Below are 12,481 nucleotides of genomic sequence, written 5' to 3'. Positions count from 1 at the left end.
GGTGCGTGCAGGCTATCGACGATCTGGCCGTCCGCCCCGCGCCGCTGCCTCGCGGGCGACGAACTGGTTGCGCGCGATCCGTGCGACGTGGTCGAAATCATGCAGAATTGACCGCAATTCTCGGCGAAATGCGATCCGGCGCTCGGCCAAGTCCGGCGTGGGCTTGAGCAGGTCCTGGTCGGCGGCAACCTGGCGTGCGGTCGCAAACAGCAGCGTGGATACCGGCTCGCCGCTGCGCACCCGGCCCTGCGCGACGTACTGGCGGCCGACACCGAGCGCCAACTTGGTGAGTTCCTTCTCCCCGATATCAGTCGGCGCGTCGCGCAGCACGTCAGCCACGAGCTCGTAGGCCTCGAAGAAAACCCGCAACATCGCGTCCGACATCAATGGTCGCTTCGCGAACAGCATCGCGTCGGTCTCGGCGCCGCCGGCGGCAACGTGCGCTTGCCAATCCTCGTACCACGCCATCTCTTCGGCGATGTTTTGCCGGAAGGCGGCCGACTCGGCAAAGTAGAAGTCAAATTTCAGAAGGTCGCGCAGCCGCATGACCTGATTCCAGAAGGCCTGCAGCCGGTCCCCATCGGTGTGACCGGCGTGAGCCAGTGCCAGTTCAGCGATGGCGGTCTCCAGAAATGCGTGTATCACCGAGTTGCGGTAAAACGCTGCGGTGTGCTCATCCTCTGGGGCGATGCGCCACACGGGTTCCCGGCCGCCGTCCACGCGGGTGACCGGATGGCCGTTGGACAGCGCGTCTACCGCCGCGCGCACACCTTCCCGGGTACGCAGCCGCAGCGCACTGGTGGACACCGGAACATGTTTGCGTTCCAGGTAATCCAGCGAATCCTGCAGGGTGTGGTGCAGTTGCCCGACCGTCAACGCTAACCCGTGGGTGGCCAGCAGCAGCGCCGACACCAGACCTGTGGCATTCACTGGCGTCGCACACAGAATTCGCCACGCAACTTCGAACGACGTCTTCTGCAGGGCAAGACGTTTGGTATCTTGGTCGTGAGCTATCGGACCGTGCGGGGGGCCGAGATGTTCGCGCATCGAGACGGCTTGGGGAAAACGCACGTAGATCTTGCCGTAGTTGCGTTCACCCTGCGCCTTGATGAAGTTGTACAGCCAGCCGAAGCCCTCCGGCCGCTTTTCCCCGCCGCGGGCGTAGGCCGCGTACTCGGCGGTTTCGTGCAGTTGGTCGAAGCTGATCGAAACCCCTTGCAGCAGAATGTCGTCGCTGCGGCCGTCCAGATAGGCCTCGGCCACGTAACTCATCAGTCCAAGCTTTGGCGGCAACATCTTGCCGGTGCGCGAGCGGGTGCCCTCGATGGACCAGCTCAAGTTGAAGCGCTTTTCCACCAGGTAGCCCACGTATTCCTTGAGCACGTACTTGTACAGCGCATCGTCGGCGATGTTGCGCCGGATGAAGATGACCCCGGCGCGACGCATCAGCGGGCCCATCACTCCGAATGCCAGGTTGATGCCGGCGAAGACATGCACCGGCGGCAGCCGGTTTTCCTGCATCGCCACCGGCATCACCGCGCCGTCGATGTAGGACCGGTGCGAGAACAACAGGACCGCCGGATGGGTTTCCAGCGCGGTGCGCATCGCCGCGATCTGATACTCGTCGTAGTCGATCTTCCGATCGAATCCCCGGCTGAGCATCCGGCCCAGGACGGAGACCAGGTCCACGGAAACCCGGCTCCACCCGGTGGCGAGCTCGTCGAGCATGTTGCCGGCTTCCTCGGCGGTGGCGCCCGGAATCTTTTCCAGGCCGGCGCGAAATCGGGCGGACGCCAGAATTTCGTGCCGCACCAGCCGCGGGGATTTGTATTGCGGTCCGAGGATTCGGTATTCGGCGCGTTCCATCGCCAGCAGCGCTCGACGGGTGACGAAATGTGCGAAGTCACGCTGGTTCTCGCCAACGGTGATGTCCCGCCATTGCTGACGAAGTTCGGACACCTTGGCCGATTCGCCGGCCACCACCTGCGCGCGTGTGCGATCAGTGCGCAGGATGTGACGCTGCTGACGTTCGCTGGGCTGGTACGGATTTCGTCCGGGCAGCAGTGCCGCCACCCGGCTTAATGCCGACGCGTCGGCGCGCGGCATCCAAAAGACCCGCACCGGCACAATCGATCGGTCCTCGTCCGATTCGAGCTGTTCGACCAGCTGTGCGAGCGCCGCAGGCGCCGAATCGCTTGCCGGCAAAGGCAGCACCTCGATCTTGGTCTCCGGGTGCCGGGCACGTTGCTGGTCCAACCACGACTTGAGCAGCTCCGATTCCACCGGCGACGACGATGACGCCAACACCAAGGTGTCGTCGGCGGTGGTGAACGTGCAGGTATCGGCGGCCGGTCCGGTCACGATCGCCCTTTCGGCCGAGGCGTGCCCGGTGGTGCCTTTCGCACGGCTTTCGCCGCAGTGGCCTTGGTTGGCTTGCTGGCACCTTTCCGCGGCGTCTTTTTCGGTGTCGCCTTCTTTTCTCGGCGATACAGGCTGGCTTCGGGCAGCTCGTCGACCGGCCAGTCGGCCAACGTGTCCAGATAGAGTTGGCGGACCTCGGCGATCCGCTCCGGCAAGGTGTCAAGTGTCCAGTCGCGGACCGAAATCGGCGGGAACACCGCGACATCCACCGTCCCCGGATTCATCGTCATCGAGTCCCGCGCGGCGACCATCTCGGCATTGCGGATGACGATGGGCACGATCGGGATGCCGACCGTCATCGCGATCCGGAACGGTCCCTTCTTGAACGGCCCGACGGTGGTGGTGTCCAGTCGGGTGCCTTCGGGGGCCATCACGATCGACAGCCCCTTTTTGGCGCGCTGTTCGACCTCGTGCAGCGTTTCTACCGCGGCGGCCGGATCGTCGCGGTCGATGAATGCGGTGTCCAACAGCTTGCCCAGCGTGCCCATGATCGGGTCGCTGGCCAACTCCTTCTTGCCCACGCCAACCCAGTTGTCGCGGACCAGCGCACCGGTGATCACCGGGTCGGCCTGATTGCGGTGATTGAAGATGAACACTGCGGGCCGTTCGGCGTTCAGATTCTCGGCGCCGATCACATCGAGACGGACCCCGCTGGCAGTCAACAACAGCTGTGACCAGGTGGAAGTGAAGAAGTTCACCCCGCGCCGACGGCTGCGGGTCAACAGGCCAATACCCACTGCGCCAGCAGCCACTGGGACTATCGAGCCGAAGCCGGCCAATGTCCGCAGCTGCGAACCGATCCCGCCGCCGCCGCGGCTGGTAAACCGCAGGATCGGCCAGCCACGCCGGCGGGCGACCGCGGCCATCTTGCCTTCCGGATTGGTCGGCCGCGGATTGCCGACCAGGTACATCAACGCGACGTCTTCGTCACCGTCGGCGTAGAAGTAGCTGTCCTTGAGGTCGATGTCGTTCTCGGCGGCGAACTTTTGCACCGCGGCCGCTTTGCCGGGTCCCCATAGGATCGGCTTCAGCACATCTCCGGTGAGGGTGCCGTCCTCGCTGGTCTCCAACTTGTTGGTGAGCGTGTTGTTGATGCCCAGGAAGCGGGCCACCGGACCGACCTGGATGGTCAGCGCCGACGAACTGAGCACCACGGTGTGCCCGCGAGCCAGATGAGCGCGGACCAGTTGGCGCATCTCCGGGTAGATCCGGGATTCGATCTTCTGGTTGAACAGCCGCTCGCCGATCTCTTCGAGGTCGCTCAACGCGCGCCCGGCCAGCGCGGCGGCGGCCTTTCCGATCAGTTCTTCGAACTCGATGCGTCCGAGCTGGTGGTTGAGGCCCGCTGTGACCATGCTGAACAGCTCGCCGATACCGATGTCGCGCCGACGCAGCCGCTCCTGAGTGAGGATGACCGCGGTGAAACCGGCCACCAGGGTTCCGTCTAGATCGAAGAATGCGCCGATCTTCGGTCCGGGCGGGCTGGCCATGATCTCGGCGACCGAGCCCGGCAACCGAAGATGCCGCGTCGACTTCCGCGACTGCCCTTCCTGTCCATCGCGGTCGGAGGTCATGCGCCGCTCCTCCTCTTCGCTTCGCTCTGCATCGTCGCCGGCGCGGGTCATGAACCCGACACCGATCGTTGCGGCGAGTCGAGCAGCTCAGGAGCGAAGGATGCGGGCACCGCATGCAGGTCGGGTTCACCGGCCAGTGCGAGGATCTCGTCAAAACCCTCTAGCAGGCACCGGGCGAACAACGCCTCATCCCGCACCGCGGCGCGGTCGTAACGCGTAGTAATCGTGCAGTAGCCGCCCCGCGATATCAGCACGACCATCATCGCCACGCCCGGCAATGGGCCAATCCCATACTGCCGCAGTACTTTTGCACCGGCCAGGTAGGTGTCGCCGGGGAAGACGGGGACATTGCTGGCCTGCACGTCGGAGCCGACGATCGAGCCGGTCATCGATTCCAACAACGGCGCGGGAAGGACGGTCAACAACGGGGCGATGGACCCGATGATGTCCATCGCGGGCTCGTCGCGGCGCTGGGTCATTTGCGTACGGATCTTCTTCATACGAGCTATCGGATCGGCGGTACCGATTGGGGCGGCCAGGTTGACGCCGGTAAATCGGTTGCCGCCGGCCGGATCGGATTCCGCGCGCAGGTTGACCGGCACCGCCATCGGCAGGGTGGCGATCGGCACGCCCAGTGCCTCGTGGTAGCGCCCGAGCGCACCGCACAAGCCAGCCAGGTAGGCATCGTTGATCGAACCACCACCGGCCTTTGCCGCCCTGTGTAAGTCCGCCAGTGGGATGTCGAGGGCTTCGCTGCGGGTGGCCAGGCTGCGGCGACTCAGCAGCGGCGACGGTTCGGCAGCGCGGCTCACCACCCGCATTCCCGAGCGTGCGTAACCGACCGCACCCGCCACTGCGGCAACGGGATTGAGCACCGCCCGCCCGACGATCGAGGCGGCTCCCGATAGGGCGCCCAGCACCCCACCGACGACATTGGCGGGCAAATGGTTGAGCCCTTCGCGCATCAAGTCATTGGCCGAGAGATCTTGCGGAATCGGTTGTGCGGGCGTCGGCTGCGGCGGTGGATCCCGCTCGAGGTCGTAGATGTGCGCGAACATCTCCACACTGCCGACACCGTCGGTGACGGCGTGGGACAAGTGCAGTAGAGCCGCGGCCTTCCCGTCGGCGAGGCCCCCGATCAGAGTGGTCGTCCACAGCGGCCGAGCGATGTCGAGCGGCGACTGCAGCATCACCTCGGCCACATCGAACACCTGCCTCAGCGAGCCCGGTTCCGCGACACTCAGCCGTCGCACGTGGAAGTCCAGATTGAAGTCGGGATCGACTACCCAGCGTGGCGCGGCCGTCGGCAAGGTTGGCACGACGACCTTCTGCCGCAGCCGCAACACCCGCCGGGATGCATTCTCAAAACGGGTTCGGAAGCGGTTCCAATCCGGTGTCGTGTCGAGGACTTCTACAGCCATGATGCCCGAGCGGGTACGCGGGTTAGCTTCCCCGCGGTGTAAGAGGTAATCGACCGGCCCCAGCGCCGCGGGCAATCCGGCCGCGTCGACCGTCTCAGCCACCAGCACCCTCCGTCCTGTCACCGCGTCCGCTGCGCGGCGCTGCCAATCCGCATTGCCCAAGGCCCCGCATTGCGCCGTAGCTCACTCCAACGCTAGCCCGGTTGGCGCGGTGGCGGTAGCCGATTGTCTGGATCAGAACACCTGGCTAAACAGGATCGCAATTTCCGACGAATTACCCTGGCAGCCTGACGAATTGAAAATATGCAGCCGTTGCCTGCCGAACAATTCAACTAGCCGGTGTTGCTTCTCGGCGCAAAGCCGTCGATTGCGAACGCAGATATCGTCCGTAAACAACGCCAAGAAAGGCAGCGACGGCGTCGGCCGCCAGCTGAGACCGGACCGTGGCGAACACGTCGAAGGCGTGACGGGCGTTGGGAAGCTCGGCGTAGCAAACGGTAGGGGCCCCGGCGTCGCGGAGCGCGCCGCAAAAGTCCTGCGCCTGCACGCTGGGAATCACCGAATCGCTGTCGCCGTGCAGCACAAAGAACGGCGGCGCCCCTGAATGCACATGCGTGATCGGCGACGCCGATTCGAACAGCTCCGGCTGCTCGGCGTAGCGCGCTTGCATCACGAAATGCTCGAGAAAAGGCGGCATCATTTCGTGCATTTGTCCGACATCGGTCAGGTCGTAGACGCCGTAAAGGGCGCGGCCGCTTGAACGGCCGTGTCGGCATCCTCGAAGCCGGGCTGTAGGAGCTTGTCGTTGGCGGTAAGCGCGGCCAAGGAAGCCAAGTGCCCGCCTGCGGAGCCACCCGTGACCGCGATGAAGTCAGGATCGCCGCCGTACTCGGCAATGTTGTCGCGGGCCCACGCCAGCGCCCGCTTGACGTCGATGATGTGCGCCGGCCATGCCTTGCCCGGGCTCTTGCTGTGATCGATGGGGACGCAGATCCAGCCGAGCTCGGCCAACCGGCCCAGCAGCGGATATGCCTGGGGCCGTTTGCCGTTGACCGTCCACGCGCCGCCCGGGATCTGCACCAACACCGGCGCTCGGTCGCCCGGCTTGATGGCCGGATGCCGCCAGACGTCCAGCAGGTGATTGCGAACGTCTGGGCCATAGGCGATATCCGAGGTCTGCGCAGCATAACGGCGGCGATCCCCCGTCGATTGCAAGAGCCCGCCGCGGCGGGCACATGCCGGGGAATCGCTGATCGGATGACGGGCGTCTTCGCTGTATCGCGGGCCGAAGGACTGCTCAAGGGCGGCGACGAGGATGTGGTCGGCCCGCTGCGCTGCCCAGCTCGTGGCCAGCCGGCCAACCGAGGCCGGCGTCATCCGCGACAGCGCGTGCCCGGTGACGACCTGCGGGGGAAATTCGGCCGATAGCCATTCGGCTAGAAAGCGGACCACCCATGGCGAGCCGCGCAGCAGCAGCGCGCCGGTGCGACATGCGCCAATCGGCGCCGCTGCGAGCTGAAGTCCCTGGCGCAGCACTTCGGCGCGCGCATGTGAGTACCGCCCCTTGACATCTATGGCTACGGTCATGCCCGCCGCTCCTCGCCGTTGAGCACACGCCGCCGGTAGCGTACGTAGGTGGCGAGCCTCACATGAGCGAATCACTGTCTCTGCCAACGACATTTCTCTCGGCGTTGCGCGCTGGGAGTCGGCTGGCGGGCCGTTGGATACACTGACCTGGGCTTAGTGGTCTCCGGGTCCCCGTAGCCCCCGTAGCTCAGCTGGATAGAGCACATGACTTCTAATCTTGTGGTCGCAGGTTCGAGTCCTGCCGGGGGCACCTGCGTCGGGCACCAGCGAGCGGCGCCGATGTCAGAGGCCCAATCACGGGCCATTTTGACGCCGCCGAGTGAGTAGTCGCTGATGATGGAAACGGTCGCGGATAGGGCGACGGTTGATTTGTACGCTTACAGGCGCACACTGGGAGGCATGGCTACTGAGCGCAAGACTGAGCGTCTCGCGGCACGCCTGACACCCGAGCAGGACGCGCTGATTCGCCGTGCGGCTGAAGTTGAGGGGACCGACCTCACCAACTTCACGATCACCGCGACATTGGCGCACGCCCGCGACGTGCTGGCCGACCGCCGGCTATTCATCATCGACGATGCCGCGTGGACACAGTTCGCGGCGATGCTGGACCGGCCAGTCGCACCCAAGCCCCGGTTGGAAAAGCTATTCTCCGAACCGACTATCTTTCACGCTGACGAGTGAGCGCTGGGGCTTTTGCGCGCTGTTCTCTATATGCGATCGCCGATGCGAGGCTCCGATAGTCGTCCGACTAACCTGACTTCGCCTAGCTGTCCGCTCAAGTCAATCCGACTCGCGCGGTCTGTTGCGGGCGTCGAGCGCAAACAGGAAGTCGCGGAGGTGGCACATGGCCCGGCCGGGTCTGGTTCTCTACAGCGTTGACAATCACGTCGCGCTGATCACCGTCAACGACCCGGACCGACGCAACGCAGTCACGGCCGAGATGTCGGCGCAACTGCGGGCGGCGGTGGAGCGAGCCGAGGCAGATTCCGACGTGCATGCCATCGTCGTCACCGGCGCGGGCAAGGCGTTCTGCGCGGGCGCCGACCTGAGCGCGCTGGGTGACGCGACCGAGGAGGGGTTGCTGCAGCTCTACGACGGGTTCATGGCCGTCGGCAAGTGCACGCTGCCCACGGTCGCTGCCGTCAACGGCGTGGCCGTCGGCGCCGGCCTGAACCTGGCGCTGGCCGCCGACGTGCGCATCGTCGGGCCGAACGCGTTGTTCGACGCGCGTTTCCAGAAGCTGGGACTGCATCCTGGTGGCGGCGCGACCTGGATGCTGCAACGTGCGGTGGGGCCGCAAGTCGCCCGCGCCGCCTTGCTGTTCGGCATGCGGTTTGACGCCGAATCCGCTGTGCGCCACGGGCTAGCGCTCACCGTTGCCGACGATCCGGTCGCCGCGGCGGCAGAACTGGCGGCGGCGCCCGCCGCGGCTCCGCGGGAGGTGGTGCTGGCGACCAAGGCCACGATGCGCGCTACAGCCAACCCGGGATCGTTGATGTTGAGCAGCACGAGCTCGCCAAGCGCGTCGAGCTGCGGCCCGCAGGCCGCCTCGATCCAGTCACCGGAATTTGCCGCGCGGCTGGCCGCGGCGCGGCGTAAGTAGCTCGCGGCGGCTAAACCTGTTGTCGGCCAGCGTGTTCGACCGGCGTCAGACTGGAAGACTGAAACGTCCGCGCGTAACAATTGCAGGACCACCGAAGACAAAGCCTAGCCCAAGCGTGCTGTCCTCCAACGCCACGCTTCTCAGGCGAGAACCTGGACCGCAACCTCGCCCTGGTCGACAAGCTGCGCGGCGTCGCCGACGAACTGCGGGTGTCAGTGGCGCAGGCAGCGATCGCCTGGGTGGCCTCCCGCGGGGCCGACATCGTGCCGCCGGTCGGTGCACGTACCCGCAGCCGGTTGGCCGAGGCCTCGGCGCGGCCGATCTGGCCCTGACCGATGACCAGTTGGCTCGAATCGAGGCGGCTGCACCGGCGGACCAAGTCGCCGGCGATCGCTGTCCCGCAGAGCATCTGGCTGCACTTGACTCGGAGGGCTGAGCCGGCGACGGCTACGCCGAGCAGTGGCGATCAGTGAGAGCGTTGTGGTCACGAAGTTGCGCTGGTGGCGTCGAGACTGCGTACAGGCCCGGTGTCGAGCGTTCCCGGGCGCCGTAGCCGCAGTTTCGAAGCGGCTACTACAGGTCCAGTAGTGCTGTTTCGGGCGACTCAATGAGCCGGCGCAGCTCACCGAGGAACGCCGCGACCTGCGCGCCGTCGGCGATCCGGTGGTCGAACGCACAGGTCAGCGTCATCTGCGGCCGAACGACGACCGCATCATCGACGACCACCGCGCGCGGCTTGAGCGATCCCATACCCAGGATCGCAGCTTCCGGATAGTTGATCACGGGCACGCCGTCGTCGAGTCCGAGAGCCCCGAAGTTTGACACGGTGAACGTCGAACCTTGCATCTCGGTGGGTTTGAGACTCCCCGCCCGGGCTTGCTCGGTCAGCCGCGCCACCCATTCGGCGATTTCGCGCGTGGTCTTGTCCTGCGCGTCGGCGATCACCGGCACCAACAGACCACGCGGCGCCGCGACCGCGAAGCCCAGATGAATCGCGTGCTGCGAATGCACCTGCGGGCCATCCGCGCCGTCAACCCACGTGGAGTTGAGGAGCTTGTGGTGCGTCAGCGCGACGATCAGTAACCGCAACGTGAGCGCGAAGGGCGACACCTGCAATCGATCATGCAGTTCCAGCAGACGGGAGCAGTCGACTTGGACGCTCGCATGTGCGTCTGGAATCTCTTTGCGCGACAGCGTCATTCGTGCAGCCATCTCAGCGTGCACGCCATGCACCGGCAACACGTCGCGCTCGCTGGTCCCCTCGGCCGCCGCCTCTACGACCTCGCGGGTGATCAGGCCGTCCGGCCCGGGCGGCACGTCGCGCAGGTCGACGCGCAGATCGGCCGCCAGTTTGCGTACCGGCGGTTTGGCTTTGGGGCGCGACGACGCCCGCCTGCTGGCGTCGAGCGAATCGTCGGCGCCGTATCCGACGAGTACCGGGCGGCGCGTGGATGACGCGCCGTTGGACGCACCCTGCGCGGTGTCGATCCGCACCAGAAGCGCGCCGACCGGGAGCACATCGCCTTCGGCGCCGCAGATTTCGACGATCCGGCCGGCGTACGGGCTGGGGATTTCCACTTCGGCCTTCGCGGTCTCCACCGAGCACAGCGTTTGGTTGAGTTCGACGTCGTCGCCGACGGCGACGTTCCAGCACGTCAACGTCACCTCTTCCAGGCCCTCGCCGAGGTCCGGGACGATGAACGGCTTGACGGTCACGGCTGGCTCAGCGTGCGCTCGACGCAATCCAACAGTCGGTCCGGTCCGGGTAGCCACAGCTTCTCCAGTCGCGCCGGCGGGTAGGGAGTGTCAAACCCACAGGCGCGCAACACCGGTGCTTCGAGCTCGTAGAACATCGCTTCTTGGATGCGAGCGGCCAGCTCGGCCCCGTAGCCCAGGCTTCGCGGCCCCTCGTGCAGCACGACGCACCGCCCGGTGTGGCGAATCGACGCTGCCACGGTGTCGAAATCCAGTGGCACCAGCGATCTCAGGTCGAGGACCTCGAGGCTCCAATCATGTTGCTGCGCAGCTACTTCAGCGGCCGACAAGGCGGTGCCTACCAGGCCGCCATAGGTCAGCACAGTGACGTCGGTGCCGGCGCGGCGCACTGCCGCCTGCCCGATCGGCGGTCCGGGCTGCTGGGTGTTGACGACTTCGCGGGCCCAGTACCGGCGCTTGGGCTCTAGGAACATCACCGGGTCGGGGCACGCAATGGCGTGGCGCAGCAGCCAATAGGCGTCCGACGGCGACGACGGGACCACGACCTTGAGGCCCGCGGTGTGCGCCCAGTACGACTCGGTGGATTCGGAATGATGTTCGACCGCGCCGATACCGCCGAACGACGGGATGCGGACGGTGACCGGCATATCGATTTCACCCCGGGTGCGGGTGCGGTACTTGGCCAGGTGGCTGACCACCTGATCGAAGGCGGGGTAGGCGAATCCGTCGAACTGGATCTCCGGCACCGGCACGAAGCCGCGCAGCGCCAAACCGACCGCGATTCCGATCACCGCGGACTCGGCCAGCGGCGTGTCGAAGCAGCGGTCCTCCCCGAACGTCGCGGTCAGCCCCTCGGTGACCCGGAACACGCCGCCTTGGGTCGCCACATCCTCGCCGAACACCAGCACCCGATCGTCGGTGGCCATCGCGTCGTGCAGGGCACGGTTGAGCGCCTGCACCATGGTCAAGGTCTGCTCGGTGGGAGGCAGCACCGCCGGACGAGTGGGTGGTTCGACGATCTGGGTCATCGTGACGCCTCGCCCAGTTCGGCCCGCAGCTGCCGGCGTTGTGCTTCCAGTGCGGGCGTCATGTCCGCGTAGACGGTGGTGAAGACCTCGTCGATGTCCATCTCGGGCGCGTCGAACACCGCGCCGCGCAGCTCAGCGCGCAGCCGCTTGGACCGGGCGCCCACCCGGTCCTCGAGTCGCTGCGTCCATAGCCCCCGGCCTTGCAGGTACGCGCGGTACCGCGGTATCGGATCCAGGGCTGCCCACAAGTCCAGCTCCTCCTGGCTGCGGTAGCGGGTGGGGTCGTCGGAGGTGGTATGCGGGCCGAGCCGGTAGGTGACCGCCTCGATCAGCGTCGGCCCGCCGCCGGCCCGGGCCCGGGCGGCCGCCTCGGCCATCACCGCATAGCAGGCCAGCACGTCATTACCGTCTATCCGGACACCGGGCATCCCGTAGCCGATCGCCTTGTGCGCGATCGACGGTGCGGCGGTCTGCCTGCGTACCGGCACTGAGATCGCCCACTGGTTGTTCTGCACGTAGAACACGCAGGGCGCGGTGAAGACTGCCGCCAGGTTCAGCGCCTCATGCACGTCGCCCTCGCTGGTGGCGCCATCGCCCAAAAACGCTACGGTCATGGAATTTTCGCCGAGACGCTGCGCGGCCATCGCCGCCCCGACGGCATGCAAAGCGTGGGTGCCGACTGGAATCGAGATCGGCGCGCAGCACTTCTTGGTGAATTGCAATCCGCCGTGCCAGGTTCCGCGCCACATGGCCGCGACGTGGGCTGATGGAATACCGCGCACGACGAAGGCGCCCAGCTCGCGATATTGCGGAAACAGCCAGTCCGATTTGCGGAGACACGCCGCCCCGCCGACCTGCGCCGCCTCTTGACCGCGACACGACGCGAATAGCGCCAATTCGCCTTGCCGCTGCAAGTTGATGAACTCGGCGTCCAGATCACGGGTGACCACCATCGTCTCGTAGAGCCAGCACAGCGTTTCCGTGGGCAGCGCGCGGCTGTAACGAGCTTCTGCCGTGGGTGTCCCATCGGGCGCGACCAGTCGTACCGGCTCGAGATCGACACTCACCGGCGTCAAAGCAGCTTCAGCCATCCTGCCTCCAACCAACAGCCGGCGCAGGTGTGCGGCGGGT

At 66.1% G+C, this 12,481-nt stretch carries 8 protein-coding genes, 1 tRNA gene and 2 pseudogenes; 4 read left to right on the top strand and 7 right to left on the bottom strand.

Annotated features, from left to right (window positions below):
• Nucleotides 1–12: 12 nt before the first annotated feature.
• From M5I08_RS11000 to lipQ, 4 genes and pseudogenes are all read right to left on the bottom strand, one after another.
• A complete protein-coding gene (locus M5I08_RS11000; RefSeq protein ID WP_219066634.1) occupies nt 13–2,361 on the bottom strand; it encodes a glycerol-3-phosphate 1-O-acyltransferase in 2,349 nt (782 codons plus the stop codon).
• Nucleotides 2,358–3,995, bottom strand: a complete 1,638-nt coding sequence (locus tag M5I08_RS10995; protein WP_219066633.1) for an HAD-IB family hydrolase/lysophospholipid acyltransferase family protein — start codon at nt 3,993–3,995, stop codon at nt 2,358–2,360. Before M5I08_RS10995 ends, M5I08_RS11000 begins: the two co-directional genes overlap by 4 nt.
• A 47-nt stretch (nt 3,996–4,042) precedes the next feature.
• Nucleotides 4,043–5,518 carry a wax ester/triacylglycerol synthase family O-acyltransferase gene (locus M5I08_RS10990; RefSeq protein WP_219066632.1) on the bottom strand — a complete coding sequence of 492 codons (1,476 nt, stop codon included), beginning with the start codon at nt 5,516–5,518 and terminating at the stop codon, nt 4,043–4,045.
• A 226-nt stretch (nt 5,519–5,744) separates the two neighbouring features.
• Nucleotides 5,745–7,003 (bottom strand): annotated as a pseudogene (gene lipQ / locus M5I08_RS10985) (esterase LipQ).
• A gap of 176 nt (nt 7,004–7,179) precedes the next feature.
• Here lipQ and M5I08_RS10980 point away from each other — a divergent pair.
• The 4 genes and pseudogenes from M5I08_RS10980 to M5I08_RS10965 all read left to right on the top strand — a co-directional run bounded on the left by M5I08_RS10980 (nt 7,180) and on the right by M5I08_RS10965 (nt 8,938).
• Nucleotides 7,180–7,253, top strand: a tRNA-Arg gene (locus M5I08_RS10980).
• A gap of 131 nt (nt 7,254–7,384) precedes the next feature.
• Nucleotides 7,385–7,684 (top strand): annotated as a pseudogene (locus M5I08_RS10975) (type II toxin-antitoxin system TacA family antitoxin); the annotation flags it as partial.
• Between the two features lie 163 nt (nt 7,685–7,847).
• A complete protein-coding gene (locus M5I08_RS10970) occupies nt 7,848–8,606 on the top strand; it encodes an enoyl-CoA hydratase (RefSeq protein ID WP_249763258.1) in 759 nt (252 codons plus the stop codon).
• An 80-nt stretch (nt 8,607–8,686) separates the two neighbouring features.
• The gene (locus M5I08_RS10965) at nt 8,687–8,938 is read left to right on the top strand and encodes an aldo-keto reductase family protein (RefSeq protein WP_249763257.1); all 252 of its coding nucleotides are present in this window, start codon (nt 8,687–8,689) and stop codon (nt 8,936–8,938) included.
• Between the two features lie 241 nt (nt 8,939–9,179).
• Here the strand turns inward: M5I08_RS10965 and M5I08_RS10960 are convergent, their stop codons facing one another.
• The 3 genes from M5I08_RS10960 to pdhA are packed head-to-tail and all read right to left on the bottom strand — an operon-like array spanning nt 9,180 to nt 12,441.
• A complete protein-coding gene (locus M5I08_RS10960; RefSeq protein ID WP_219066630.1) occupies nt 9,180–10,322 on the bottom strand; it encodes a dihydrolipoamide acetyltransferase family protein in 1,143 nt (380 codons plus the stop codon).
• Nucleotides 10,319–11,350 carry a 3-methyl-2-oxobutanoate dehydrogenase subunit beta gene (bkdB, locus tag M5I08_RS10955; RefSeq protein WP_219066629.1) on the bottom strand — a complete coding sequence of 344 codons (1,032 nt, stop codon included), beginning with the start codon at nt 11,348–11,350 and terminating at the stop codon, nt 10,319–10,321. Before bkdB ends, M5I08_RS10960 begins: the two co-directional genes overlap by 4 nt.
• Nucleotides 11,347–12,441: a pyruvate dehydrogenase (acetyl-transferring) E1 component subunit alpha gene (pdhA, locus tag M5I08_RS10950; protein ID WP_219066628.1), complete on the bottom strand. Its 1,095-nt coding sequence runs from the start codon at nt 12,439–12,441 to the stop codon at nt 11,347–11,349. The genes bkdB and pdhA overlap by 4 nt, the downstream gene beginning before the upstream one ends.
• Nucleotides 12,442–12,481: the final 40 nt, after the last annotated feature.

This window comes from Candidatus Mycobacterium methanotrophicum (assembly GCF_023515995.1).
GTDB classification, from domain to species: Bacteria; Actinomycetota; Actinomycetes; order Mycobacteriales; family Mycobacteriaceae; genus Mycobacterium; species Mycobacterium methanotrophicum.
This window is presented reverse-complemented; position numbering and strand designations above follow the sequence as displayed.